This is a genomic window from Sphingomonas glacialis, from assembly GCF_006439055.1.
GTDB lineage: Bacteria > Pseudomonadota > Alphaproteobacteria > Sphingomonadales > Sphingomonadaceae > Sphingomonas > Sphingomonas glacialis_A.
This window is the reverse complement of the sequence record NZ_RCZC01000010.1, coordinates 50,143-75,777: the sequence shown is the minus strand read 5'-3', so window position 1 is coordinate 75,777 and position 25,635 is coordinate 50,143. Positions and strand designations below refer to the sequence as shown.

20 protein-coding genes and 4 pseudogenes are annotated in these 25,635 nt (G+C 62.3%); 18 read left to right on the top strand and 6 right to left on the bottom strand.

The genetic code is table 11. The annotated features are described in order from the left end of the window. Positions 1-292: 292 nt before the first annotated feature. Positions 293-1,546, top strand: a complete 1,254-nt coding sequence (locus EAH76_RS21770; RefSeq protein WP_140852363.1) for an SLC13 family permease — start codon at positions 293-295, stop codon at positions 1,544-1,546. Here the strand turns inward: EAH76_RS21770 and EAH76_RS21765 are convergent. Both EAH76_RS21765 and EAH76_RS21760 read right to left on the bottom strand, forming a co-directional pair. Then, complete coding sequence (locus EAH76_RS21765; protein ID WP_140852362.1) at positions 1,497-2,675, bottom strand: S1C family serine protease; 1,179 nt, start codon at positions 2,673-2,675, stop codon at positions 1,497-1,499. The genes EAH76_RS21770 and EAH76_RS21765 overlap by 50 nt on opposite strands. Before the next feature lie 140 nt (positions 2,676-2,815). Further along, positions 2,816-4,648 carry a DUF4118 domain-containing protein gene (locus tag EAH76_RS21760; protein ID WP_277754316.1) on the bottom strand — a complete coding sequence of 611 codons (1,833 nt, stop codon included), beginning with the start codon at positions 4,646-4,648 and terminating at the stop codon, positions 2,816-2,818. A 133-nt stretch (positions 4,649-4,781) separates the two neighbouring features. Between EAH76_RS21760 and EAH76_RS21755 the strand changes: the two genes are divergently transcribed. The 4 genes and pseudogenes from EAH76_RS21755 to EAH76_RS21740 all read left to right on the top strand — a co-directional run. Beyond that, positions 4,782-4,979 (top strand): DUF1328 domain-containing protein, encoded by a 198-nt coding sequence (locus EAH76_RS21755; protein WP_431358009.1) that lies wholly within the window; start codon positions 4,782-4,784, stop codon positions 4,977-4,979. After that, the gene (locus EAH76_RS21750) at positions 4,976-6,289 is read left to right on the top strand and encodes a mechanosensitive ion channel family protein (protein WP_140852360.1); all 1,314 of its coding nucleotides are present in this window, start codon (positions 4,976-4,978) and stop codon (positions 6,287-6,289) included. The genes EAH76_RS21755 and EAH76_RS21750 overlap by 4 nt, the downstream gene beginning before the upstream one ends. Next, positions 6,290-7,657 (top strand): DUF2254 family protein, encoded by a 1,368-nt coding sequence (locus tag EAH76_RS21745; RefSeq protein WP_140852359.1) that lies wholly within the window; start codon positions 6,290-6,292, stop codon positions 7,655-7,657. Then, positions 7,644-7,975: pseudogene (locus EAH76_RS21740) on the top strand (IS3 family transposase); the annotation flags it as partial. The gene EAH76_RS21745 and the pseudogene EAH76_RS21740, both read left to right, overlap by 14 nt. A gap of 94 nt (positions 7,976-8,069) precedes the next feature. Here the strand turns inward: EAH76_RS21740 and EAH76_RS21735 are convergent. The 3 genes and pseudogenes from EAH76_RS21735 to EAH76_RS21725 all read right to left on the bottom strand — a co-directional run. Beyond that, positions 8,070-8,756, bottom strand: a complete 687-nt coding sequence (locus tag EAH76_RS21735; protein ID WP_140852358.1) for a response regulator transcription factor — start codon at positions 8,754-8,756, stop codon at positions 8,070-8,072. Then, positions 8,753-10,267 (bottom strand): sensor histidine kinase, encoded by a 1,515-nt coding sequence (locus EAH76_RS21730; protein WP_140852357.1) that lies wholly within the window; start codon positions 10,265-10,267, stop codon positions 8,753-8,755. The genes EAH76_RS21735 and EAH76_RS21730 overlap by 4 nt, the downstream gene beginning before the upstream one ends. 359 nt (positions 10,268-10,626) lie before the next feature. Further along, positions 10,627-10,895 (bottom strand): annotated as a pseudogene (locus tag EAH76_RS21725) (integrase core domain-containing protein); the annotation flags it as partial. A 2-nt stretch (positions 10,896-10,897) separates the two neighbouring features. Here EAH76_RS21725 and EAH76_RS24665 point away from each other — a divergent pair. The 4 genes and pseudogenes from EAH76_RS24665 to tnpC all read left to right on the top strand — a co-directional run. Then, positions 10,898-11,210 (top strand): annotated as a pseudogene (locus EAH76_RS24665) (integrase core domain-containing protein); the annotation flags it as partial. A gap of 47 nt (positions 11,211-11,257) precedes the next feature. Continuing rightward, positions 11,258-11,644 carry an IS66-like element accessory protein TnpA gene (gene tnpA, locus EAH76_RS21715; RefSeq protein ID WP_140852356.1) on the top strand — a complete coding sequence of 129 codons (387 nt, stop codon included), beginning with the start codon at positions 11,258-11,260 and terminating at the stop codon, positions 11,642-11,644. Continuing rightward, positions 11,641-11,988: an IS66 family insertion sequence element accessory protein TnpB gene (gene tnpB / locus EAH76_RS21710; RefSeq protein WP_140852355.1), complete on the top strand. Its 348-nt coding sequence runs from the start codon at positions 11,641-11,643 to the stop codon at positions 11,986-11,988. Before tnpA ends, tnpB begins: the two co-directional genes overlap by 4 nt. A gap of 111 nt (positions 11,989-12,099) precedes the next feature. Continuing rightward, positions 12,100-13,533 (top strand): IS66 family transposase, encoded by a 1,434-nt coding sequence (gene tnpC, locus EAH76_RS21705; RefSeq protein ID WP_140852422.1) that lies wholly within the window; start codon positions 12,100-12,102, stop codon positions 13,531-13,533. Positions 13,534-13,783: 250 nt separating this feature from the next. On the opposite strand, the gene EAH76_RS21700 is transcribed toward tnpC, so the two are convergent. Beyond that, positions 13,784-15,391 carry a peptidoglycan D,D-transpeptidase FtsI family protein gene (locus EAH76_RS21700; RefSeq protein WP_241659840.1) on the bottom strand — a complete coding sequence of 536 codons (1,608 nt, stop codon included), beginning with the start codon at positions 15,389-15,391 and terminating at the stop codon, positions 13,784-13,786. A 915-nt stretch (positions 15,392-16,306) separates the two neighbouring features. Here EAH76_RS21700 and EAH76_RS21695 point away from each other — a divergent pair. From EAH76_RS21695 to EAH76_RS21665, 9 genes and pseudogenes are all read left to right on the top strand, one after another. Continuing rightward, positions 16,307-16,576: a hypothetical protein gene (locus EAH76_RS21695; protein WP_140852353.1), complete on the top strand. Its 270-nt coding sequence runs from the start codon at positions 16,307-16,309 to the stop codon at positions 16,574-16,576. A gap of 139 nt (positions 16,577-16,715) precedes the next feature. Further along, the gene (locus EAH76_RS21690) at positions 16,716-18,458 is read left to right on the top strand and encodes a chloride channel protein (protein WP_140852352.1); all 1,743 of its coding nucleotides are present in this window, start codon (positions 16,716-16,718) and stop codon (positions 18,456-18,458) included. A gap of 94 nt (positions 18,459-18,552) precedes the next feature. Continuing rightward, a complete protein-coding gene (locus EAH76_RS21685; protein WP_140852351.1) occupies positions 18,553-19,671 on the top strand; it encodes a S1C family serine protease in 1,119 nt (372 codons plus the stop codon). Positions 19,672-19,931: 260 nt separating this feature from the next. After that, a complete protein-coding gene (locus EAH76_RS24045; protein WP_161989115.1) occupies positions 19,932-20,090 on the top strand; it encodes a hypothetical protein in 159 nt (52 codons plus the stop codon). 88 nt (positions 20,091-20,178) lie between these two features. Next, entirely contained in the window at positions 20,179-22,437 is a 2,259-nt protein-coding gene (locus tag EAH76_RS21680) for a TonB-dependent receptor (RefSeq protein ID WP_140852350.1), read from the top strand. A gap of 7 nt (positions 22,438-22,444) precedes the next feature. Further along, positions 22,445-23,863: a metallophosphoesterase gene (locus tag EAH76_RS21675; protein WP_241659839.1), complete on the top strand. Its 1,419-nt coding sequence runs from the start codon at positions 22,445-22,447 to the stop codon at positions 23,861-23,863. A gap of 156 nt (positions 23,864-24,019) precedes the next feature. Beyond that, positions 24,020-24,295 (top strand): annotated as a pseudogene (locus EAH76_RS24660) (transposase); the annotation flags it as partial. 274 nt (positions 24,296-24,569) lie between these two features. After that, positions 24,570-24,917 carry a transposase gene (locus EAH76_RS24655; RefSeq protein ID WP_241659837.1) on the top strand — a complete coding sequence of 116 codons (348 nt, stop codon included), beginning with the start codon at positions 24,570-24,572 and terminating at the stop codon, positions 24,915-24,917. Positions 24,918-25,372: 455 nt separating this feature from the next. Beyond that, a complete protein-coding gene (locus tag EAH76_RS21665) occupies positions 25,373-25,573 on the top strand; it encodes a hypothetical protein (RefSeq protein WP_347233118.1) in 201 nt (66 codons plus the stop codon). Positions 25,574-25,635 lie beyond the last annotated feature (62 nt).

The window sequence follows — 25,635 nt, the reverse complement described above, 5'->3', positions numbered from 1 at the left end:
GCCAGGCTTTTAAGATGATATCATATCTTCACATATCGCCGCGGGTTCTCGCCCAATTCAGCCACCATCGTATCAGCCCGGCGACCAAGCCCCATGCAAGCAGGGCCCATTGCACGAAAGTGACCTTTACGTACACTGGGCGCGAACGGATGGCGAACGGCGAGAATTGGTGGATGGGTCTCGGCTTCTTTCGGGGGACGCTGAACCGTCTCACAACCGTTTGCGGATGGACGCCACTTGGCACGCAGCGCACTCGGCGGTAGCGTCGCCTGATGCTTGACCGGGCCCCGGCGTGACCCTCGCGCAGATCGCAACCCTTGCCGTCCTGATCGGTGTAGTCGCTGCACTCGCTTCAGAGCGACTTCGTGCGGATCTGGTAACATTGGTCGGTGCCGGACTGCTGTGCCTGCTCGGCATTGCGCGCACCAGCGACATACAGGCAGGGTTCGCCAGCCCGGCGATCATCGCCCTCGCTTCGCTGTTCGTGCTAGTTGAGGCGCTGCACGTCAGCGGCGCGATCGGATTGCTCTTCAGGCTAGCCGAAGGGGCGGTCAATCGTATGGGAAAACGCGCGTTACCGTTGCTGATCGGCGTAGCGGGCGCGCTCTCGGCATTCCTCAACAATACACCCTTGGTCTTGCTCGGCACGTCGGTGCTACAGCAGACAGCGGACCGCCGGGGCTGGGACGTCCGCCCGCTGCTTATACCCTTGTCCTATGCGACGATCCTCGGCGGGACCTGCACGCTGATCGGCTCCTCTACCAATTTGCTGGTCGATGAAATGGTTCGCAAGGCTGGGCTTCACGGCTTCGGGCTTTTCGAAATGGCGGGCGTCGGCTTGTCGATGGCGCTCGTCGGTGCACCCTATCTCGCCCTGGTCGCGCCACGACTCCTGCGCGGTGCCGGCCGGGATGGTGCACTGGAGCAGGAGATCGCGCGCGACATGCTGCCGCTGCATCCCGTGAGGGCCTTCGTCACGCTTGCGGTACTTACGATGGTGATCGGCGGAGCGGTCGGCGGGTTGCCGATCGCGGTGGCGGCTTTCGTCGGCGCGATCGTGCTGATCGCCGCGCGCGTGCTGAGCCCGGAAGAGGCCTATGGCGCGACCAATCCACGATTGCTGGTGATGATCGCCGGGATGCTGGTGATTGGCGGCGCGATCGATCGTACCGGCCTCGGAGCGCTCGCGGCCAGCCTGTTGTCCAACGTGACGGAACGCTTCGGACCGCGCACCGCGCTGGCGATCATTTACGTAGCGACGCTGATCCTGACGGAATTCATGTCGCACGCAGGCGCCGCGGTATTGCTGACCCCGATTGCGATCGGCATCGCGCAGGATCTGGGGCTCGATCCCCGCCCGTTCACGGTTGCCGTAATGATGGCGGCGAGCGCGTCGTTCCTCACCCCGTTCGGCTATCAGACCAACACGATCGTATACCAGGCGGGGGGCTATCGTTACGGTGATTTCGTTAAAGCGGGGCTGCCTCTGACACTGCTCACCGCGACCGCCGCGCTGATTGCAATCCCGCGGTTTTTCCCGTTTTAATTGCGCGATCGTCGGGCTGAGGCGGCGGTGCCAGGCTTAGCGTGATCGCGGTGCCGCCGCGATCGATCGCAAGTGCGATCGCGGTGTTATTTGCAAACCTGCTTTGATCGAAATCGCGGGCCCGGCTGATAGGCTGGCCGTCACGGCTGATGACGATGTCACCGACGCGCAGCCCGGCCCGTTCCGCCGGCGAGCCGGACATCACCAGAGCGACATAGACCCCACGACGGTCCTCCGCCGCGCCCAAGCGAACGGCAAGCGCGGGCGTGAGATCATCGGCGATCGCGCCCAGCGCGCCGATCGCGGCCGTGCCCCGCGCCATGGCATCGATGCGCCTCTGTGCAAGTCCGGCGGGCAAGGCGTAGCGCGCCGAGCCCTTAGCCAGATCGGCATCGCGCCCGAGCCCGAGCCCGGCAATCCCGACGACACGGCCTTCGGCATTGAACAAGGGCGCTCCGGTGGCGACGGCGTCGAGATCCGGGCGTAGCGCGAGATAATTGGCATTGGGCTTGGCCAGCGCGAGCGAATCCGCTTCGACCGCGCTGACCTGGGCAATGCAGCCGCGCGCGGCGGGCGACTCCACCGCCACCAGCCACTGCGCTGCGCGCGGAAAGCTGGTGGTCGCGAAGCGCACGAAGGGCAAATCGTCGCCCGAGACGTGCAGCAAGGCCAGCCCAGTCGCGAGATCGTCGGCGGTTCGCTTCGCAGCCAGCGCACGCCCATCCGTCAGCCGGACGGTGAAGGCCGTCGCCTCGCCCAACGAGGCCGACGCGGCGACGACCGTGCCGTCCGCCGCGATGAGAAAGCCGCTAGCCGGGTCCGCCGGCGCGCTTGATGGGGCAACCGCTTCGGCGGCCCCGCCGCCGGGTGACGCGGACGCCGTCTTGCGCGCGACAGTATCGTCGCGCCCGGGCTGCGCTTCCTCGACCGGTACGATGCTCACCACCGCTGGGCAGGCGGCCGCGACGAGATCGTCGAAATCCTGAAGCCCCGGCCGCCCGCCCACCGCCCCGCTCGGTTTTGCCACCGACCTCTGCTCGACGACGACCACCCGTGGCCATAACACCGAGGCGAGATAGCCCGTCAGCGCCAGCAGCCCGAGTAACGCCACCGCCGCCGTACCGATCATCAGTTTACGCTTGCGGTCCGCCGTCAACGGTGTCGTTCCTCTCAAGTGACCAGCGGCATTGTCGCTGGATCGCCCGCTCGGTTCAAGTCACTGCGAGCGGATCCTGCAGCAGACAGTGGATCAGGGGTATGGCAACCGGCTCATCGCCGCGTTGCGACTTCATCCTGGAGCTTCAACCGCTCGTGGGCCAATGCCGCCTGGGCGACGAGCGTGGCGAACAGCACCGAGCGATCGGCTCTGACCGGCTCGCGACCATCCTCACGCACCATGCCCAGCACCGCCAGCGTGCCCAGTGACGTCTTGAGCGGTTCGAACCGCCAATCGCCCGCTGCGAGTTCGCGTGTCCCCGAACCGGTCGGCTCACCCTTTTGCCAGCAACCCTCCAACGCCGCCTGATCGATCGCGCCCCAGTCCGCATCGGCTGGATAAGCGGCGACTCTTTGGAGGTGTCCGTCCTTCTCGCGCAACATCACGGTCTGGACTTTCATTTGGCGCCCAACTTCTTCGCATACGCAAACGGCGGTCTCCTCCCAGGTCGCCGCACGGGCCAGCGATTGTCCGAACAAAGCCAGACGGGAACTTTGCTCCGCATTTCGGTCGCTCAGCGCGGCGCGGCTGCGCAGCTGTGAGGTCAAAAGGCCGGTATAGATGGCAACAGACCCGAGAACGACGAGCATCACGACGTTCTGCGGTGCGGCAAGATCAAAACGGTAGGCTGGCGCCAGCAGAAAAAAATTGAAGCAGAGTACCGAAGCGACCACGGAAACGAGCGTCGGGCCTTGCCCGAACCGCGCGGCAGCGGCGATTACCGGGAAGAGAAACAGAAGATTGGTGCCGCGCAACCCGACAAACACCCGCAGCGCTTCCGCGACTGCCACCGTCAGCGCGACCAAGGCGATCGTGTACAAATAGTGACGGGGTGCTGCGATGAGGCCGCGCGGCGCCGCTGAAGCGGTCGTTGGCGCCCGATCACCTTTGTTGCCGCCCTCTTCCTCACCGCGTTGTGGGACGACATGAAGGATCGCATCGCTATGCCGCGACAGCATCTCCGCCAGCACCGAGACGCCGAACAACCGCCTCAAACCAGTCGCTCGGGAGCCGCCCAGCACCAGATTTGTGGCGGGGAACGCAGCGAGATGGGCTTCGATTCCTTGGAGGACGTCAACGGCAGGCACGGTGCTGATCGTGGCCCCCATCTGAGACGCGCGCCCGAGCGTGTCGGCCGCACGTCGGGTGGCATCGAGGCGCGCACGAGGCGTTTCGACGTGGAGGACGTGCCAAGGTGCATGAAGTGCTGCCGCAAGCCGCTTGGCCGCGCGGATCACTATTTCGCCGCTCCCCGCTCCGCTGATGGCGACTAACACGCGATCCGGCGCGGCCGGGGCCATCGCCACGCCATCCGACGATGCGCGCCGTTCAACGGCAAGGGCGACCCGTCGGAGCGTCAACGATCGGAATGCCGCCTCTGTCTGACTGAGAGCGGGCTCCTCCATCGACGTGGCGATATCGACGACCTCGATTTCTGCCGAATCGAAGATCGCATCGGGAACGCCCGCCTTGTCTCCAGCACCAGTGGCCCAAGCGATGGCGCCTCCTACGCCAGCCAGATCAGTTACAGCCATCGTCGCGAAAACGTCGCGCCCCGCAGCGAGCAGAAGCTGAACATCCTGCCATAGATAACGGTGGTCGCCATCCGACGCACCATCCCGCGCAAGATCAATTACAGCGATGGGGCCGGGCGGGCGGGCGAGAATGGATTCGACGTCCAGGCTGACGGGACCGGGGATGGCTGCGACCGTGTCGTCGGCGGCAAGCGCATCCGCGCCTCGAACAGTGGACTGACCGAATATCTCGATCCCGGCTCCGCTACCACATGCCGCCTGGGCCGCCTGGATCATCCTGGCGGTTGTGGGGCTAGTCGGCCCCGTTCCGACAAAGAGCCGCAAGCGACTTGGGCGGACCCGTTGCCCCACGTCGTCGGTCTCAAATGTGGTCACCGGCAATTCTCCTTTCGTCGGTCGCGTCCGCCAGCGGACAGCACATCGGCGCCATGACTACCCGAACGATTGGAACGCCGTCTGCCCCGTCTCGTTTATAAGGTGGCACATGAAACAGTTTAGGGACACGACAATGCTCAAATGGGCAGCTATCTTCGCGGTCATCGCACTGGTGCTCGGCGTGCTCGGCTTTGGGGGACTGGCCGGCGCGGCTTGGGGCATTGCCAAAATTCTCTTTTGGATCACCGTCGTCATCGCCGTTGCTCTGCTTGTGCTGGGCCTGACGATCTACAAGGCAGTCACTTGACCCGATCGTCGCGCGAGTTTCGCCGGCTCGTTCTTCGCATCCTGCTTGCGGTTTCGATTGGGGGTTGGACCGCAACGCCGACGTCGGCCGAAGCGCAGGCCGATGCCGCGACGGTTCGGCTGGATGGCCAGGCGATCTTCCAGGTCGGTCCCGCGAGCGAGGGCGAAGAAGCAGGCGTGCGCGCCCGCCGCGTCGAAGCCCGCTTGGAGGGCCTGCTTCGCAACCCCAGGGCGCTCGGCGTGCCGACGGCGCGGCATGTCGCCGACGGCTGGGCGGTCACGGTATCCGGCGTGTCCGTGGTCTCCTTGACGCCCCGCGATGCCGAGGACAACTTCGTCAGCTCGCAAGCGCTCGCGACCCAATGGGCGACGGCGCTCGATCAATCCCTGCGCCGCGCACGCGCGCGGCGCAGCGGATGGGGCGGACAATTCCTTGCCGACATCAGAGCCTCGGCGGAGTCGGCGTTTGGCCGTCTGGAGGAATCGGCCGTCCGCATCATCCCCCGCATCTTCGCGGCGATGGTGGTGATCGGCATATTCTGGCTCCTGGCGCGTGCCGTGCGCGTCCTGCTGCGTGCGATCTTCCGCCGCACCGTGGACGACATCACCGTCGAAAGCCTCATCAAGCAGCTCAGCTATTACGCGATCCTTGCCGTCGGCTTTTTCGTTGCTGGCGACGCCCTGGGGTTTGATCCGACCACGGTGGCGGCCGGTCTCGGCCTCACGGGCTTAGTGCTCGGCTTCGCGCTCAAAGACATTCTTTCGAATTTCGTATCGGGATTGCTGCTGCTTTTGCTGCGACCGTTCAAGATCGGCGATCAGATTGTAGTCGGCGATCTTGAGGGCGCGGTCGAACGGATCGAACTGCGCGCGACCAAGCTTCGCGCCTATGACGGCCGCGTGATGTTGGTGCCCAACGCCGAGGTGTTCACCTCGAGGATCGTTAACAACACCGCCGACCCAGTCCGGCGTGGTCGAGTGACGGCATGGGTCGGATACGACACGGACCTGAAGAAAGCGATCGAGGCCGCGCGATCGGCGACAATGGCTGCGGACGGCGTGCTCGCGTCGCCCCCGCCGGCCGTTCGCGTCGACCAGTTGGGACAGGATGACATCGTGCTGGAGATCACCTTCTGGTCCGACTCGCAGCGATCGGACTTCAAGAACACCGCCTCGGCGGTCAGAAGCCGGATCGTCGCGGCGTTCAAGCGGTTCGAGATCGGTCTACCGGACCCCGACGTCAGGGTGCTCACCACCCGAGCCGTCGGCACGCCGTCGCCGGTCCCGACAGTCGAAGTTCCGGAGGCGTAGATGCGGCCAAATCGGTTCATCGAGCGGCTGCGTCGGTCCTTTTCGGATTTCCTGACGATCCCGCTGGTCGTGGTCGTCGGGTTTTTGCTCTTGGCGTTCGCCGCGCACGCGATCGACGGCAACGCCGGGCCCCGTGACGACTGGGGACCGGCCTGGCGACTGCTCGACCGATACGTGGGAGATGTCGACTCCGCCAACGACTTGCTGAAAACCCTCGCCGGCAGCCTTATCACGGTGACGTCGATTACGTTCTCGATTCTGCTTCTGGCGGTGCAACAGGGTGCGTCGTCGCTGACCAGCCAGGTTTTCGACCAATATCTCCAGCGCAGATCGAACCAGGCATATTTCGGCTTCTTTGTGGGCGCGTCCCTCTACACCGTTCTCACGCTCGTGCTTACCAATAGCGCGCACCGGCCGGTCCTCGGCACCACCGTCGCCATTATCGTCCTCGCACTGTCCTTATGCGCGCTGGTGACCTTAATTTACACGACAGTGGATCAGACGCGCGCGACAAGCATCATCCAATCGATTTGCTCCGCGTCGCTAGCCACTCGGGAAAAACAGGCAAAATGGTTGGAGAGAACGGTCGAGCCTCCCGTGGAAGCAATGATAGCTACGTCGGTTGAGAGTCGCGTCAATGGATTTCTCCGTCGGATCGACATGGACGCTCTCTGTCGCCTGACACACGACAACCCTTCACTTCACATATTTGTCCGCCCATCCCTGGGAGATTATCTGCCCTTTCGTGGTGAACTCGCCTGTTTCTGGGGCGGCGGAAGGCCGGCCAGCATCGAGGATACCATTCGCAAGGCTCTCGTTATCGAAGAGCAGCGCGATCTTGGATGCGACGCAGCCTATGGCGTAAACCAGCTTGCGATCATTGGCTGGACCTCGACGTCGACTGCGAAATCTAACCCCAGTGCGGCAAAAGCCGCATGCCACGCCCTCTTCGAACTGCTCTGGCAGTGGGCAATGACGGATCGCCTCGTGCCCAAGCGAGATTCGAAAAGCCGAATCTTCTATCGAGATACTGTCGCCTCCGATTTGTTTGACGGATTTGAATCCCTCATTGTCGCCGCTTCGGAATCCATGCAGCATCAAACACTGTCCACCACGCTGAATTCGCTTGTTCAGGCGTTCCCCAAGCTATCCGCGGAACACAAGGCCCGGGCCGAAAGCGCGTTTCTCCTGTCGCTCGACGGGCTTGGCGACCACCTTCCGACAGAGCTTCTGACCAGCAGCTATCAGGACGTGGTTGCGATCCTTTCGGTAGACGGAAGGGCTGACGGCGCTAGTCGGGTCGAAGAGGCGTGGCGAAAGTTTGCGGCCACAAAAGGAATTCTCCATTCGCGAGGCAATCGCGAATAAGTGGGGCTGTCATGGCTACAGACGTAAATTGTATTGGCCGCGCGAGGGGCTAAAGTTGCCGCAGAAGGAACCTAAACGTGGCAGGCTGTGGTTGAACTACGGCTCGTGCATCCTACTGCGGCGGGAGCATCCGGGGCATGTCTGGGCGTACGACTTTCAGGAAGCGCGAACGCACGACGGTCGCAAGTCCGGATCCTCACGGTCATCGACGAGGCCAGCAGAAAGTGGCTGGCGTTGACCATCGCACGTCGGTTGAAACACGAGGACGTGCTGGAGGCGCTTGCCGAGCTGTTTATCGGGCGAGGGCCACCCGCGCATTCACACGATCATCTTAAGGAGAGTTTCGGGCAAGCGGACTTCGATCGTTGCGAATAATCGTTTTGCATAAAGGATACCAATATCTTGGCTTGAGCTATTCGGCAGCTGAGAGTCGATAGCCGACGCCTGGCTCGGTGAGCAGGAGCCTTGGATCTGATGGGTCTTCCTCGATCTTTTGTCGCAGCAGGCCAATATAGACGCGCAGGTACTGAGTTTCGGTCGTCTCGACACCCCATCCTGCCGCCAGCAATCGCTTATGGGTCACGACTTGACCGGCGCTGCGCGCCAGCACCTGAAGCAGTTCCCATTCTTTGGGAGAGAGCTTGATCGTCTCTCCATCATACAACACGCGCCGAGCGGGAAAATCGATGGCGAGCGGTCCCGCGCGATAGAAGGCCATGGGCGCCGTCGTCGTTCCCCGCCGCCGGGTGGCAGCGCGAATGCGTGCCATGAGCTCGCCAATTTCGAAGGGCTTGTTGACATAGTCGTCGGCACCTTCGTCCAGCGCCGCGATCTTCTCGGCTTCAAGGTGCCGTGCCGAGATGACGATGATCGGCGTGGCGACATGTTCCCGCACGCGGCGGATCACTTCTTTCCCGTCGATGTCGGGCAACCCAAGATCGAGCAGTACGACGTCCAGATCGTGCGAAAGTATAAAGGCGACCGCTCCCTTTCCGTCGGCTACTGCTGCTACCTCATATCCTGCAGCTGAAAGTACGGGTTGTAACACGGCGACCAACGACGGCTCGTCGTCCGCGATGAGAATGCGTGTCGCCGTCACTGCGGTCGATCCTCTTTTACAAGCGGTAGGCAGATGACGATCCGCGTCCCGGCCAATCCAATGCCAGGTGTCATTGCCGCAATCGACCCGCCCAGCGCTCCGACAAACGCCTTCGCGATCGCCAATCCAAGGCCGCTGCCAAGCGGCGATGGTTCGGTACGTGCGACACGGTGGAACCTATCGAACACGCGTTCCAGATCCTCGTCCGGGATCCCGCGCCCCTCGTCAGCGATCGTTATCCGGCAATAGCCGCCGTCGTCCTCAACTTCAATGTGGATGCAACTTTTGCGCTCGCTGTAAAGAATGGCATTGTCGAGCACGTTCACCAGCACTAGCTCGAAGAGCGAGGCGTCTGCCAAGACCACAATGTCGGTTCCAGTGAACAGGCGTGTCATGCGCCGCTCATTGAGCCTGGGCCTTACCCGCTGCATGACAGCAACTAGCATCTCAATTACATCGATCTTCTGTAGATTCGTAGGCAGCGCGCCCGCTTCCAACCTGCTCATTTCGAGCAGGTTAGCCGTGTACCGATTGAGGCGTTCGCAATCATCGACGATTCCCTGCAATAAGCGCAGAGACACATCCCGATCGAGCTGTTCACGGTAGTCGATAAGGCTTGATGCCGATGCGCTGATCGCGGTGAGCGGCGTTCGGAAGTCGTGACTGACGGATGACAACAGCGCCGTTTTCAGTTCTTCGGTTTTGGCCAGCGCGCGAACATCTTCAATCATCTCCGACAGCGTTGCGCGTTCCATTGCGAGCGTAAATAGATTGGCCAGCGCAGCCATAAACGGCGGTTCAAGACGCGTGACCGCATCAGCCTTGAAAACGAAGACGCCGAGTGGTCCGTCGCTGCCGTCCAGCCTGTGTGCGGTGAGCCCATCTTCGCAACGGATAGGGTCGACCGACTGAAGCGATCGCTCCGCCATCGCTTGCCATTCCGGCTGCGCGGCACCATCCATGAGCGGCTGAAGCCGACCGTTCTTGATCGAGAAGAGATGCAATGACACACCGGAACGCGCGGATGGGGTAGCGCGCAGTGCCGCGGCGACGTCACCCAAGCGAACGGCGGACTGAAGGGCCTGGCTCATTTCCAGCAGGCGGCTCAAGGCCTCGTTTTTGCGGTTGGCGGCCTGGACGCTGTCTTTCAGACGCCCGGCCAGAACGCCTGAAATCACCGCGCAGAGATTAAACACGAGAAGGGGCGCAATGTCGCTTCCCCTCGCGAGGCGAAACGCCAAGACGGGTTCGGCAAAGTAGAAATTGTAGATCAGGAAGCCGGCAATCGCTGCAATCAGCGCAGCCGTAAGTCCCTCGAACGCGCCACATAACATAATTCCGAGGACGAAAATCAGGGCTTCAGATGCCTCGCCGTTCATCGGTTTTACCAAAAAGGCTGCTGCCGACGATGCCCCAACGATGCCAGCCGTTGTCATCAGTTCGCGCAAGGTGATCCGAAGGCGCATATCCCCGATTGCCAAACGACCCCTGTCTAACATCGGCCGTTTCATTTCCGTCGATGCTCCATTTTGATCGCTGGTCTGCGGCGGCGATTGCTATGCTGGAGCTTAGAGTGCTGCCATCGCCGCCGCAGTGGATGAGCTATAAAAAGCGGATCGGCAAACGGGGGGGCGGTCCGCTAGCTCACGCAAGTAAAATAGGACCCAGCAGTCACAGCGTCCATACATATAAAATGTATAGTAACACCCAACCGGCTGACGACCTCATTTGGTAAAAGCGGTTACAGGATCGGATTATGAAGGCGCAACTTGTCATCGGCTTTTTGGGGCCGAGCCTTGGGCTTTCCGCATGCGCCAGGAAAATTGCGTCCGCTGGCTGAGCAGCCCCACCGGGTAGTCCGGTTAGTTCCCTAGTTGGTGCATTGTGATGGCAAGGTCGCCGTTTGCGGGGCCGCCGGCCGGTAGCCCAGGCTGCTGTGCAGCCGGACGGTACGCCTCTCGATCAGTACCCTTGCTTCGGCGAGGCTGTAGATGACTCGCCATTGAGCAGCTCGTCGTGCAGCGAGCCATTGAAGCTCTCGTTGTAGCCGTTCTCCCATGGCGAGCATGGCGCGATCTACAGCGTCTTCACGCCGACCTGGCCAAGCCATTTCTGGACCGCGGTAGCGTTAAGCTCGCTGTGGGCGGGAGTTCATCTTGGAAGCGCTCGACCGCTGAGCATACGAGAACGGGGCGACGTTGGCTTCAGCCGTCCCGGCAGGCTGAGCGACAATGCGATCGTGGGATCGTTCAACGGACGCCTGCGTGACGAGCCTCAATACCACTGGTTCCTGTCGCTGGAAGACGTTCGGACAAAAATCGAGGCTTGGCAACGGGACCACAACGAGAGCCTCCTCACACATCGCTTTGCTGGCTGAAGCGATCGAATATGTTGCCGCTGCGGTTGCCAAAGCATCGTAAGCGTCCGGTCTGCCCCGCCTTGCGGGTGATGTGAGCTGCAGGCCACAGGTGCGGCACTGTGGCAAGCACTGGTGCGGCACTATGGCTATGATGATTATCGATGGTTCTGGCACGGGCGGGGCGGAGCCGCGTCGGCAGTTTAGCGATGACGACAAGGCGCGGATCGTCTCGGAGGCGATGATGCCGGGGGCAAGCGTTTCGGATGTCGCGCGGCGTTACCGGGTCTGTTCTTCGCTGGTGTATCGCTGGCGGCGCGTGCTGCTTCGCGACGGTATTCCGGTCGAGGCACCGCAGCTGCCGGCGCCTGCGTTCGTGCCGGTGGAGGTGGCGAGCGCCGGTGCCGCTACGCAGCCGGAGCCGCTTGGACCAGGAGTGGTCGAGGTGATCTGCTCTGGTGGGCAACGCGTTCGCCTTGCACCACCGATCGACGCGCGGGTGCTGAAGGCCGTGCTGGCCGGGTTCGGGTGATCGGCCCGCCGGCCGGCGTCCGGGTGTATCTGGCAGCTGGCGTCACGGATATGCGCAAGGGCTTCGACGGGTTGGCGGCGCTCGTTCAGCAGCGGCTTCGCCAGGATCCGTTCGGCGGAGCGGTGTACGTGTTCCGAGGCAAGCGCGGCGATCTGGTCAAGCTGCTGTGGTGGGACGGTCAGGGTCTGGTGCTCCACGCCAAGCGGTTGGAGCGTGGCCGGTTCACCTGGCCGGCGACCGCCGACGGCGTCGCCGTGCTCACGCCGGCACAGCTGTCGATGCTGCTCGAAGGGGTCGACTGGCGGCATCCGATCCGGTCGTCGCAGCCAACGCTGGCTTGGTAAAAAGCACGGTTTGGCGCCGTTCCTGCGTGCATGGGCGGCGCCGTTCTGGTATAAGCGATCGTGTTGCTCGACGCCGCCTCGCTGCCCGACGATGTAGGCCTCCTCAAGGCCATGCTCGTCGCGGCCGATGTGGAGCTGGAGCAGCTTCGCATGCAGGTGGCGCGGCTTCGGCGCATGGCGTTCGGTCGCTCGTCCGAGCGCCTGACCCGCGAGGCCGACCAGCTGGAGCTCGGGCTCGAAGAAGCCGAGGCGGAAGCCGCCGCCACGGTTGCGCCGGTCGTTGCCCGGGCTCGCGACGTCGCCAGGTCTTATCGCCAGCCACTCCCCGACCACCTGCCACGCGAGGACGTGTTGCACGAGCCGTCATGCGTATGTCCCGACTGCGGCGGCGCGATGCGTCGCATGGGCGAGGACGTGACCGAGCAGCTCGATTACGTCCCGGCTTCGTTCCGGGTCGTGCGCCATGTCCGGCCGCGGCTCAGCTGCCGGTCGTGCGAGCGCATCGTACAGGCGCCGCTACCTTCCATGCCGATCGAGCGCGGCAGACCCGGTGCCGGACTGCTCGCGCACGTGCTCGTCTCCAAGTACGCAGATCATCTCCCGCTCTACCGCCAGTCGGGGATCTATGCCCGGCACGGTGTGGAGCTCGCGCGCTCGACGCTGGCCGACTGGGTCGGGCGTTCGGCGAGCCTGCTCGATCCGCTGGTCGACGCACTCGAGCGCCACGTCATGGGCGGGTCCACGCTCCACGCCGACGACACGCCAGTGCCCGTGCTTGCGCCCGGCGCGGGGCGCACCAGGACCGGCAGGCTATGGACCTATGTGCGCGACGAGCGCGGGCATGGCAGCGGAGCACCGCCAGCGGTGCTGTTCCGCTATGCACCCGACCGCAAGGGCGAGCGCCCGGCCGCGCACCTCGCCCGGTTCCGGGGCGATCTCCATGCGGATGGCTATGCCGGCTTCGATCGGCTTTATGGTGAGCGCGTCGCCGAGGTCGCCTGCTGGGCGCACGTCCGGCGCAAGTTCTTCGATGTCCACGCCGCAATCGGATCGGCGACCGCCCGCGAGGCGCTGGACCACATCGCCGGCCTCTACGCGATCGAGCAGGACGTGCGGGGTCGACCGCCCGACGAGCGACGATGCGAGCGCCAAGCCAGAGCCGGACCGCTGCTGGCCGCGTTCCGCAAATGGCTCGACGCGACCGCTCCCAAGCTGGCGCGGCGTTCCGACCTCGCGGTCGCGATCCGCTATGCGCTCACCCGCTGGTCAGCACTGTCCCGCTACGTCGAGGATGGTCGGCTCGAGATCGACAACAACGCGGCGGAGCGCTCGCTGCGCGGCATCGCCGTCGGTCGTAAGAACTGGTTGTTCGCGGGCTCGGACCAGGGTGGCCATCGCGCCGCCACCATCTACAGCTTGATCGAGACCGCCAAGCTCAATGGGGTCGATCCAGAGGCTTGGCTGACCGACACCATCGCGCGCATCGCCGACTATCCCGCCCGGCAGATCGACGATCTGCTCCCGTGGAACCACTGTCCAGCCTAGCCCGACACCCTCACCGGACGCTTACAAAGCATCCGAGTGAACGACGGATAACTTACCCTCGACCTGAATGCGAAACCGAAGGACCCTCAAGCGACACACAACCGCGGAAAATGCCGCTCGTCGCTGCGAGCGACGTCGGCCCGGCCGGTTGCCTTGACCGCGTTGAAGACCAATTTCTGTCGATGAGCGGGGTCGGCTGCCATGTGAGGGTAGCCGCAGTCAGGACAAAGTCAGCGGCAGGTTGCACAGGTCATTCGGCAGCCGTCCCGGTTACAAGCGGTAATATGGGAGTCAGGTCGATGTCGCGGCTCAGGTCTGGATAGACACCCAGCATGGGACCTATCGTCCGGATCAAGCCATGCGCTACTGGCGCCGCTACCCAGCCAGCCGTCGCATAGCCGCCCGTCGCCCTCGTGCCCTTCGGCTCGTCGAGAGTCACCACGACAACGTAGCGTGGGGCGTCGATCGGGAACGCGCCCGCGAATGTTGATATCAGCGCATGATGATTGTAGCCGCCGCGCTCGGCTTTCTCGGCTGTTCCGGTCTTGCCGCCCACCCGGTAGCCGTGGGCGTTGGCCTTCACACCGGTACCATGAACCACGACTAGGCGCAGGAGCGAGCGCATCGTTGCCGATGTCTGCTGAGAAAAGACCCTGGTCCCCGCGACCGGGCGGTCATCGGACATTTTCAAAAGGGTCGCCGGTCGCCAGACTCCGCCATTAACGACTGCGGCATATCCCAAAGCGAGATGAAGGGGGCTGACCGCAAGGCCATGGCCGAACCCAACAGTCATGGTGGCAAGCTCTCCCCACGAAGCGGGATATAAGGGCCGCCCGCGTTCCGGGAGATCCACTGCCACCGGTCGGAGCATGCCAAGGCGATCGAGGAAGCTGCGCTGCCGATCCGCACCGATCGCTTGCGCGATGCGTGCCGCGCCGATGTTAGATGAATAGGCGAAGATTTCCGGCACCGTCAGCCAGCGGTTCTGCGCATCATCGTCATGGATGCGAAACCGGCCCATCTGAAGTGGCACTCGCGCATCGTACCGGTCCGCAAGGCTATGGATCACGCCGGTTTCTAGCGCGGTGGCGATCGTGAAGGCCTTGAAGGTCGAGCCAAGCTCATAGACGCCCTGCGTGGCACGATTGAACCGGGCATCTGAAGTCGAACGGGAGGGAGTGTTCGGATTGAAGCCCGGAAGCGAGGCGAGTGCGATCACCTCACCGGTGTTCGCATCCAGCACGACCCCCGCCGCGCCGATCGCACTGTGCTCGGTCATCGCATTTTGCAGTTCCAGTTCAAGTACGGCCTGCACCCGCCCATCGATCGAAAGCTGAAGCGGCCCTTGCGCCGATGCGGTGAGGCGGTCCTGATATTGACGTTCGAGCCCTGCACGACCGATCCCGTCAATGTCGGCATATCCGAGCACATGGGCCGCAAGCGCGCTTTCCGGATAGATCCGCTCGGGCTCCTGCAGGATCTCGACGCCGGGCTCGCCGAGGATCATGAATTTGCGGACGTTAGCCGGTGAAATATGCCGCTGGATGTAACGAAAGGGCTTGAGGCTCGTCAGTTCCCTTAGAAGCGCAGTCTCGCTTTGCATCGGCAGGATGCGCGAGATCTGCCCCGCGAGTTCCCGTGGCTTGCCAATCAGTTGCGACGGGTGGACCCCAACACTGTAGGCGTCGAAGGTCCTTGCCAGGACCTTGCCGTTGCGATCGACGATGTCGACACGCCCGACGACCGCAGACCCTCGCGAATTACGACGCGACGTTCGGCCTTGCGATACGAAACCAAGCTGGGTGAGCCGGACGCCAACGGCAGTGAATGCGGCAACGAACAGCAACAGAAGGATCATCAATCGCCGATAGATGAGCTCGTACACGGTGACCCGCTTTGATCGCGGGGAAAGTCGGCCGGGTTGCCGCATTGTGACAGCTGAGTGCACAGGTCTCTCCACAAGCAGCACGCCTTGCCGTCGCCGATCGGCCCGCGGGTTATGCTGTCCTAAAGCCTCTAGCACGCTGTTGGACAAGTCTCCCGTTTTTTGCGATAGGGTCGTAATCGACCTGTAATCAGGAAAAAGGAGATCCTCGGACGGTAACCGGCGATCATATGGTCGCCGTGCGTGACCATAGGCTGTTCCTATCGGTACGCGCGGGAGCGACCTGAGTTCGGCGGCGGCTCCGTCGAAGCGGCTGAGCGCTGCGCTCGACCCGATGGACCAGACCATATTGGATGCACCGATTAACCCGGCCAGGGCGCCGTTATGGAACCCACCAACGTCCGCCTAGCGAGCCGACGGAAAAAAGGCGGCGCGCGAGACCCCGATCTCGGGATCCACGGTCATCATTCGCTGTTCGGCGGCAGCGGCGTCAGGGCGCCGTTCAAGCAAGGGCGAGGGCAGGCCCGTCGAGATTGTAGGCATCGCCAGCGTTGTTGTGGCAGGCGCGATGGAAAAGTTCGATCAGGGCGCGCCATGCCGCAAGGTCGCTCAATTGCGTTTTGGCCGCGGAGAGTTGCGCGGCGGAGCGTCCCGTAGGGTACCGGCGGCCAGTATAGCCAGATCATCGACGGTCACCTTCTGGACTATCGGGCATCTGCGAGCCGTTATACTTCGATGTGACTCCTGGGGGCATGTCTCGTTTTCCGCGCGTTCAGGCTTCATCCGGGCATGGCCTAAATCATTGTGATAAGGTTGCCGTTCGGATGTCGATCAGCATTCCCGGGGAACCGGCGCAGCTTTCGACTGCCTCAACTGTGGGAGAAACTGATGGACGACAGGAAGGCGGCCAGGCCACGATTTTATCGGCTTCGCTGGCTTGCGCGCGCTCGCAACGGTGACTGGTCTGCTGCAGCTTCGATCGAACTGGTCCGCGCCAGATTGTTCGTTCAGAAAGCGATTATGCGGATCAAGCAAACCACTTTCTACGAACTTGCGATGAGCCGCCCGTACTCGCTGCCGCAAGAAGAGCTCAAGCGCACGGCGCGTGCTTGGCCTGGACCGGCTGTTCCCCGGATAAGAGAAGCTTGCCTAAGATGAGTCGATGGTCCCGCCACGCTAGGCCTTGCGCCATTGGAACAGACGCGTTTGCGCTGGAAGCCGACCCGCCCACTCTGATGGAGCGGGTGGACGCACGAGACCCCAACGACTAGGGCTCTCCGGTCGGTCTGTGAGTGCGATGAAAAAGTCTAATACCCTTTTGTTCTTTGCAAATCAGCGACGTCGATTGCGGTCGAGCGAGGCGGCGCTCATCGGTGTCGCGGTGCTGATCGGCCTCTGCGCGGGATTGATGACCCTTGCGCTCGCCGCGAGCGCCCATCTGATGCAAAATTTGCTCTACGGGGTCGGCATCGACCGCTTGAGTGCCTTGTCATCGATCTCGCCAGTTCGCCTGCTCGCATTGCCCATTGGTGGCGTCCTCCTCGCCGCACTCGGCTATGTCGTCAGTGCCAGGACCCGGGCGCCCGTTGACGTAGTCGAAGCGAATGCGCTCCACGGCGGGATCATTCCATTCAGGGACAGCCTGGTTGTCTCCGCACAAACGTTGCTATCAAATGGTGCAGGCGCATCGGTCGGCCTCGAAGCGGCCTATGCACAGATGGGCGGCGGCCTGGCATCGGTGATGGGGCAATGGCTGCGTCTCCGACGCAACGACCTGCGCATCCTTGTCGGCGCCGGTGCGGGTGCCGCTGTGGGTGCCGCTTTCGGGGCGCCGCTGACCGGTGCCTTTTACGCCTTCGAGATCGTCATCGGCGCCTATACACCGGCCGCGATTGCTCCGGTGGCGGCAGCTTGCCTTACCGCGGCAATCACGATCCGTGCGTCCGGCATGCCGGCTTATCTGATTGCGCTGCCCAGCGCACACGCCATCACGACCATCGACTATTTTGTATACGCGGCGCTCGGACTGGTTTGTGCTGCTTTCGGCATCGTGTTGATGCGTGCCGTGACAACCATCGAACTGTGGGTGCGTCAGTCACCGATACCGGACCGGGTGCGGCCCGCCATCGGTGGCCTCCTGCTCATCCCGATCGCCTGGATATCGCCGCAGGCGCTCTCGGCGGGGCACGGCGCACTGCACCTCGATCTAACGACCCAAGTAACGCTTGCCTTCCTCACCACAATCTTCCTTCTCAAGATGGCGGCGTCCGCAATTTCGCTAGGCTTCGGATTCAGGGGCGGCCTGTTCTTCGCTTCGCTCTTCCTCGGATCGCTGGCGGGGCAGATTTATGCTGCGCTGATCGTGCTCGTCCCGGGCGCGCCAGCGATCGACCCGACCGATGCGGCGCTAGTCGGCATGGCCGGCATGGCGGTGGCGGTGGTCGGCGGGCCTATGACGATGTCATTGCTGGTTCTCGAGGCGACCCATGATTTCGCCCTGACTGGGACGGCGATCACGGCAGCGCTCTGCGCCAGCACGCTGGTGCGGGAGAGGTTCGGCTTTTCCTTCTCGACTTGGCGTCTCCACACGCGCGGCGAGACGATCCGCAGCGCGCGAGACATCGGCTGGGTCAAAGCGCTGACCGCTGGCCGCATGATGCGCCGCGAGCCGAGCACGGCCGAGGCGTGGATTTCGATCTCGGAGTTTCGGCGCCGCTTTCAGCTCGGGGCGGCAAGCCGCGTGGTCCTGGTCGATCGGGAGGGCGTCTATGCCGGCCTGGTGCTTACGCCGACAGCTTATGCGGTGGCGGACGACCTCGATAGGGCTATCGACACGTTGGCGATCCTGACCGGCCATACCCTTCGACCCGAGCAGGACGTTGCCCAAGTCATGAGGATGTTTGAGGACTTGCAGGCTGACGATCTCGCCGTGCTTGATGAAAGCGGCAAGGTTCTGGGCACCGTCAGCGAGAAGTTTGTCCGGCGCCGCTATTCGAGCGAGATCGAAAAGGCTTTGAAGGATTTGTACGGCGAAGGTTGAGAAGGGTTGTTTGGCAAGCACTCGCTGGCGGCGCAGCTGGTCGATATACTTTCTGTCCCGGTGCTTGGGGAATGGCGAAAGGAAAGCCGACATCGTGAAGGTCGATCGCGCGTCTCTTATGCTCGTCGCGGTAGCAAGCTTGGTCGCGCTCACCCTGCTCGTAGCGGGCGCAATTTTTGGCGCCTATGCTTGGCCGCGTGTCGTCCGGGTGGAACAGCGTGTCGTCGCGCCAGCGATGAATGCGGCCGGCTTTACGCCGGCGATCGAGAATCTTGCTGATATGATTGGACACAATTGCCCCGCCATCGTGACGATCCAGCAAGACTCGCGACCCGCCGCCAAAACGGCAAGAGGCAGGGCATCGTCGGATGACAAATACCCGTCAGGTGCGGCGACCGCTGAGGTTTCGCAGCCACTAGCCGGCTTCCTCGTTTCCAATGACGGCTACATTGTCACGAGCGCCGACGCGGTTGCCACTCAGGGAGAAATTCACGTCGTCCTTAATAACGGCCGGCTTCTCGACGCGACACGTGCCGGCTCCGATCCGATCTCCGGCATCGGAATTCTGAAAATCGAGGGGACCGGTTTGCCTTTCCTGAAGCTCGCTGACCCGAATTTCCCACGCGTTGGGGAATGGGTCTTGGCGATCGCCTCACCCAATGGCAGCGGTTGTACCGCCGCGCTAGGGACGGTCAGCAGTGATTCCATGGCGGAGCGGGATCGGCTGCGCACCTTTGCTAGAGTGAGACCGGTGCTCGATTCTGCGCTCGTCGGCGCTCCTTTGCTGGGGCCCAACGGCGACGTCGTAGGAATCGTTGGGCTTGGCTCGCAGGAGTCCGACGGTGATCGCGCGAGTTCGGTGCTGTCTGCCGGGATCGCGGGTCACATCGTCAGCGAGCTGCTGCGAAACGGCAAACCTTCCGACAACCGGTTCGGTATCGTCGCCGACGATCTATTACCGGGGCTCGCGGTGCGGCTCGGCGTCGATGGTCAGCGCGGGGCGGTGATATCCTTTGTCGATAGGGACTCCGGCGCCGACAGGAGCGGCCTTCAGGCAGGCGACCTGATACTAGGCGTGTCCGGTACGCCCGTGTCGGGTGCTTCGGAACTTGCCAGAGCGCTTGATACGTCGGCTGATGCACTGTCGTTGGACGTGGTGCGGATGTCAAAACGTCTCACCATCACGCTCACAGATCGTCCATTAGATAAATAGCGGACGCGGATTACGGCAAAGGCGCTCGGAAGCAAGCGGATCGCGACACTATCGACCACGCGCGCCATCAGGCCGGCTCTCAGTGTTTCGCGTCGCGTGTATAGGCTCGGCTGGTCGGGATCGCTGGCATTCCGCGCTATCCGTCGAGTCCGCCCGACGGCGACAATCATCCAGGCGGTTGACTGGGAGAACGCGAGGCACGTTAGCCATCCTTCGGCGCGGACGGCAGGATCAATCGGCGCCTCCACGAGACCGCGACAATGGCCTACATCCGCAACAAGCTGAAATCCGGCGATATCTGGGTCGATTGGCCCTCCGCCTATCGCCGGTTCGATAGCTATTTTGCCTCGCTCGACGCCAGTGAGCCGATCACTGCGGGGTTGCTCAAAACGGCCAACCGCTTTCAGCGCTGTCTTTAGAAAGTAGTAAATCTGCAATGAGGATGTCGCGTTGAACCGCTACCGGCTCGCCCAATCATAGGGCGAAAGAGCGGGGAACAGACTTTTTATGGCACCGTCGAAGAAAGCGAAAATCTGTCGTATCGGCACAAGTATCATTGCGACAGCGATCGCGCTCTCGGCACAAACGGCAATGGCGCAGCAATTGGCCGCGGCGACCGACCAACAGAAGCCGGAAATTGCCGAAGGTTCCGACATCGTTGTGACCGCGACTAAGGCGAACGAGATTGCGCCTGTCACGGCCTCGCTTCAGACGACCCAACCGCAATCGATCATCTCGCGGTCTTTCATCGAGGATTCGCTGCCGGCGACCTCAACTTTTAATGACATCGCGCTCATCTCTCCCAGCGCGTCGACGACGGGAAACACGAACGGCATCGGCCTGAGCGAATCCAAGCTGCAATTGCGCGGCTTTCAGGACGCCGAATACAACATCACCTATGATGGCGTACCCTTTGGCGACACCAACGATCCGTCGCACCACAGCAACACGTTCTTTCCGTCTAATACGGTCGAGACACTTATCATCGACCGCGGTCCCGGAAACGCGAGCCAGCTCGGTCAGGCGACCTTTGGAGGTAACGTGAACCTGTTCTCCCGTGCGACGCGCGAGGATGCGAGCGCTGAAGTGAAAGCTGGCTATGGCAGCTTCGACACCTATTTCGCGCGCGGCGTCTTGCAGAGCGGAGCGGTCTCCGCGCTCGGCGGAAGCGAGTTCATGCTCAGTGGGCAATATGCCAACACTCACGGAGCGCTGACCTATAATCGATACAGGGCGTATAATCTGTTTGGCAAGGCGAGCATCCCGATCGGCCCCGACGTTAAGTTGACGCTGCTGGCCACTTATAACGAGAACAGCTTCAACCAGCCCGATAACGACGGCGAGACGCTGGCGCAGGTCGAAAAGTTCGGCAAGAACTTCAGCCTGAATAACGATCCGAAGACGCAAAACTACTACAAGTACAACCACACGAAAAAGACCACTGATTTTGAGATAGCGCATATTGAGGCTCATCTGTCGCCGGCAGTGACGTTTGACAACAAGGCCTACACCTATAGCTACGACAATGAGACGCTAAGCGGCGCGGACGTGACGCTTTTCGGAACCGTGGACGCAACGGCTCTGGCCACGGCAAACATGGTAACACTCGCGCCGGGTGGCGCGAAGGCAGTCGGCGTTCCGGGCTATACCAAGACCAACAAATACCGGGTCTATGGCGACATTGCCAAAGTGCATTACGATTTTGGCTTTGGCGCGCTGACCGCCGGCGCGTGGATCGAGCACGCTGGAACCTATCGCCAGCAACGCGACATTGACCAGATCACGGGGCAGCGCAACTATATCGAGAAGAAGGCTGTCGACCCCGTAACTGGCGGGCTGACCCCAGCTGACATTCGCTTCGACCAGAACTCCGAGACCAACCAGACCGAGGAGTTCGTCGAGCTGGAATTGCGGCCCCTCGACGGCCTCAGCATTACGCCAGGTTATAAGCACGTCGATTTCAATCGGAAGATCAACGCACTCTACAACCAGACGACGCGCATCCCGCAGAACGTAAGTAGCACCTACACCGCAGACCTGCCGTTCCTGACGGTGAACTATTCGATCAATCCGCATCTCGCGGTCTATGGTCAATACGCGCGAGGCTTTCTAGCACCGCCGCTGAAGGTGCTATATGTCAACAATCCCTCGCTGTCGGACGGACTCGCCCCGCAGCGATCGACGAACTATCAGGCGGGATTTGTCTATCACGGCTCCCACATAAGTCTCGATGCAGACGTGTATTACATCGACTTTAAGAACAAGTTCACCTCGATCACGTCCCCTGTTCCAGGTGACGGCAAGGTCTTCATCAACAACGGTGCCGCGGTTTACAAGGGCGTCGAGGGGCAGGCGACCTACGCCTTCGACAATGGCCTCGCGGTGTTTGTGAACGGATCGCGTAATTACGCCAAAACCAACAATCCGGGCGCGCCTAAGCTGCAACTGGCGACAGCGCCATTCTGGACCGCGGCGGGCGGCGTGCTGTTTAAGCAGGGCCCCGTTCGCTTTTCTCTGATCGATAAATATACCGGCGTCCAATATGGCGATAATGGCGAACCCGCCGCTTATCGCATTCACGGCTACAACACCGCGATCCTTGCCGCGCGCTACGACATCGGGCCCGCTCGCATCGGGGTGGAGGTTAGCGACCTGTTCGACTCGCGGTCCGTCACCAACATCAGTCCCGGTAGCTCGGTGCCGTTCGATCAATATTATTACCAGGCCGGCCGCTCGATCACCGGCGACGTGACCTTCACCTTTTGAAGTAACGGTGCAGAAGATCGTGACCAGGATGATTCTCATCGTGATGGGGTTGGCCGGAGCATTGGCAACGCCTGCTCATGGCGATACGAAAGCGCCAGCTGTTGTCAACGATGCTCGCTTGGAAGCCGCCTACGTCATCATGGGCGACGGCTTTGCGACCGTACGCATCGTGACTGGGGCGGCCGGTTGTCCCGCGCTCACGATCGACGCAAAAGCGCAGCCAATGATCGTTCGCGCCCCTCATGCTTCATTGCCATTGCGCCCGACCGCGTCGACTATAGCAAATAGCAAGCCATCGGTCTTCCCGATTACGGTATGCGAAGCGTCGCTTCCACCAGGCGCGAAGCGTGCCAGCGTCGATGGCCGCCCCCTACCTATGCCCAGGCCCGTCATCCGTCGTATCGTCGTGATCGGCGATACCGGGTGCCGGCTCAAGGCCAGCGAGAATGCCTATCAGGCATGCAATGATCCCGAAGCCTATCCGTTCGCGATCGTTGCTGCCCACGCGGCGGCGTGGCACCCCGACCTTGTGATCCACGTCGGCGATTACCTTTATCGCGAAAATCCGTGCGCGCCCGGTCATGCCGGATGTGCCGGGTCACCTTGGGGTTACGGCTGGGACAGCTGGAAGGCAGACTTCTTTACACCTGGAGCGGCGCTGCTCGCGGCAGCGCCATGGACGGTGACGCGTGGAAACCATGAGAGCTGCGAGCGCGCCGGGCAGGGTTGGTGGCGGCTGCTCGACCCGAGGGCGATGCAGCCGCGCCACGATTGTAACGACGCGGCCGACGACGTGACGGGCAACTACAGTGCTCCCTATCGCGTTTCGTTGGGGCAAGGCGCGCAGGTTGTGGTGATGGACCTTTCCCACGCTGGCAAAAAGAACATCGCGGCTGACGATCCCCGATACGATGAATTCGTCTCTACTCATGACGCGCTGGCGCGCTACGCCCGTAACGCCACCTTCACCTTCGCGACGGATCATTACCCAATCCTCGGCGTGACCATTCCCGACGGTGAGCCGGACAAGCCGCCCAAGGCTGGCAACAAGGCATTCCAGTCGACTTTCGGTCAGGTGGACAAAGGGCTGGTGCCGGCCGGTGTAGACGTCCTCCTAGCGGGTCATGTTCACCTCTGGGAGCATGTCGATTATTCGGGCAATACGCCAAGCCAGTTCATCGCGGGCTTTTCGGGCACGCAGGAGGACGCCGTGCCGCTGCCATCCCGCCTGCCCGTCGATACCTCGCCCCTGCCCGGCGTCACAATCCGACAGTTTGATGCGTGGACCGATGGCTTCGGCTACATGACAATGGAACGGACTGGCGCCCGCAGCTGGAAGGTCACAGTCCGTCATGCAGACGGTAGCCTGCTGCGCCGATGCCGAATCAGGGGTAATCACACCTATTGCGAGCCGATTTTCGGCTAGACCTAAAATGGTACTGCCATAATTCGTACCAGCTTGACCATGTGGCAGATGAGCCAACTCCGCGGTGCCAAAACCGACCGAGACTGTGTAAAAACACGTGCTTGCTACCTCCCGGGCGGCGTGATTCACTCCTGCAAAGCGGCGAGGAGTAGGGGCATGATGAGTCGGCAGGTAGCGCAGGGTGCGCTGTTTTACGGGTTCCGGCTCAACGATCATGTGCCCGCTGACCACCTTCTCCGGCGTATCGACGCTCTCTTTGATTTCGGCTTCGTGCGCGACGCACTCGCGGCAAGCTACAGCACGACCGGGCCACCCTCAATCGATCCAGAACTGATGCTCCGGATGCTTCGGATGCTGATGGTCGGATACCTCTCCAGCATCCCCTCGCAACGGCGCTTGTGCGAGGAGGTGCACCTCAACCTGGCCTACCGCTGATTCTGTCGGCTCGATCTGGCCGATCGGTGCCTGATCATTCGACTCTCTCAACGAACCGGCACGGTCGCTTCCGTGCCTGCGACTTGCATCGTCTGCTGTTCGAGCAGGTGGCTGCCAAGAGCGCCGCGGCCGGGCTGGTGGTCTGGCGCGACATGGCGGTGGATGGCAGCACGATCATCGCCGATGCCAGCCGGGAGAATAAGGTGAAGGGTGCCGACGAAGTTAACGAACTTCGTGCTCGGGAGAGCGTCTCGCGGCGCTCGATGCCGCGTTGCCGCCAGGTCCGGACGAGCCCGCCTCCGTTGAGCCGGCAGGCCTCTCGCCGACTGATCCGCAGGCGGCGCTTACCCGCAAGCGCGGACCGGCACGCTACGCCTATACTATCGACCCGCTGCTCGACCTCGACACCGACTGTATCGTCGATGTCGAGGCAACGCCCGCGCGCTTCGCAGCTGAAGTGGCGGCGATCCGGACGCTGGTATCACGCATCGGAATCAGGCTGGGCACCGCGCCCACGAGCCTTTCGGCCGACAAGGCGTATGGTAGCGGCCCACTGCTCGGCTGGCTGGTCGATCGAAACATCCCGCCGTACATTCCGGTCATCGACCGCGGTTGCTAGCGCGATGCCGTCTTCACCCGCGATGCCTTTCGCTACGGCCGCGAGGCCGACGCGTATCGCTGCCCGGCAGACAAGCTGCTTGCCTATTGCGGCACTAACCGCTCCAGCCAGGTCCGCGTCTACCGAAGCCGTCCGGCCGATTGCGCCGCCTGCGACCTGAAACCCCAATGCACTATCGGCAAGAAGCGCGGTGTCACCCGCCGGGTGAGCGAGGATGGGCGCCGGCATAACAATCGAATTATGGCTTCCGGAAAGCGCTCTAGCGCCGGAGATGGCGGCTTCTCTGGAACGGACGGTTATGTCCGTCGGCTGCGGAACGGCTCTGGTGGCAGATGACGAGGAGTTGGTTCGCCTGAGTACTGCGGAAATGCTGATCGACCTCGGCTACGCGGCGGTCGAAGCTTCCTCCGGGAAGGCAGCCATGCATATGATCGAACAGGGTACAACATTTCGATTTGCTGGTGACGGACGATCTCATGCCCGGCATGGGTGGAACCGAGTTGGCGGATGCGCTGCATGCCATCAAGCCGGACGCACCGGTGCTGGTGATTTCAGGCTATGCGGAGAGCCATGGCATCAATCCCGCACTGCTGAGATTGGCCAAACCCCTTCGTAAAGACGAGTTGGCGGAAAGCTTGAGCCAGCGCCGCGGTTAAAGGTTTCTGAGGCCGGAAAGCGCATTTTCAAACTCGGCTGGAAAAGGACCGTGGGCGCCGCC